Below are 1,294 nucleotides of genomic sequence, written 5' to 3'. Positions count from 1 at the left end.
CATCGGCATAGGAGATGACATGCGCACGGAACGCCTCGCCGCGTCCGGTGAGCCGCCAATGTTTCAGGAACCGGTTCATGTAGATGACCGAGAGCAGCGGACTTGCGACCCCACCTTGCGGCGTGCCGCGCGTGCTGCTCTTACCACCGCTCACGTGCCGTTTCCCGTCACCGTCCCGCTCTTCGATCGGCGCTTTCAGCCACAGCTTGATCAGCCGCAGCACGTGCCGGTCGACAATGCGCCGGGCCACCGATGTGAGGAGGTCCGAATGCGGAATCGTGTCGAAGTATTTCGACAAATCGGCGTCTACCACGTCCGTGTAGCCCCGGCAGACAAGCCGGTGCACTTCCTTGATTGCGTCGGTCCCACTGCGTCTGGGCCGATAGCCATAGGCACCATCCTCGAAGTCCGCCTCGAATATCGGTTCCAGCACCAGCTTGGCGGCGGTCTGAACCACCCGGTCCCGAATGGTCGGGATGCCGAGCGGACGTTCGCCGCCCCCCGGCTTCGGGATCATCACCCGTCGCACCGGCTGCGGCCGGTAGGTCTTCGAGACAAGTTCCTCGCGCAGGCCCGCCAGCCACCTCTCCGCGCCTTCCGCCTCGATCTTCGCGAATGTCACGCCGTCCACGCCCGGCGAACCCGCATTGGCGCGGGCCAGCGCATAGGCATGGCGCAGCATGTCCTCACGGCAGATCTTGTCGTAAAGCACGTAGAAGCGGAAAGCGGGCTCCGCCTTCGCCTTACGATACAGCTTCCTCTGCAGGTGCCTGATCTTTTCGGGTGTTTCGAGGCTCATCGCCAATCACCCCCTCCTAACCAACTTCGAAAGCACACCAGAAGTCAGGGCCCTTCCCTCCACCGGCATTACCCGGCTTCAGCGGTATTATGACCCTGTCCGACTCCCACCGGCACCGCCGCCCTGACGGCTGCGTTGAGGCCGCTACCCTCATGCCGAGCGGGTCTCCCCCGTTACCCGCATCACCCTTCCGACGTGCCGTGCCCATTACCCCGGCGGATCGAACGGGTGCACATGTCGATTGCTTCCCCGTTCGCGCGGCCTTCCCCGAAATTCAGGCGGGTCGGCATCCACATCATCACTTTCGAGGCCTGCTCAGGCTTCACTCACGTTACGGCCCATCGGATTGCTCAACCGCCCAAGGCGGCCTTTGTCACGAGGCTTCGACCCGGCCAGTTACCCGACCGAGCCGCTCGTCAGCTACCAGACCAATCGACTACTATCTGGGTGGAACCTTCCTCCACTGGTGATACGCGCCATCGGGGCGCACTGAAT

1 protein-coding gene is annotated in these 1,294 nt (G+C 63.4%); it reads right to left on the bottom strand.

Translation table 11 applies throughout. The features are described from left to right. The coding region (locus ACFFNA_RS36855; RefSeq protein WP_378924957.1) for a reverse transcriptase domain-containing protein at nucleotides 1–799 on the bottom strand (799 nt) is incomplete at its 3' end. Between the last annotated feature and the right edge of the window lie 495 nt (nucleotides 800–1,294).

The sequence above is a fragment of the Mesorhizobium kowhaii genome, from assembly GCF_042431665.1.
Classification (GTDB): domain Bacteria; phylum Pseudomonadota; class Alphaproteobacteria; order Rhizobiales; family Rhizobiaceae; genus Mesorhizobium; species Mesorhizobium kowhaii.
The sequence above is the reverse complement of the archived record's forward strand: the minus strand, read 5'-3'. Positions and strand labels throughout refer to the sequence as shown.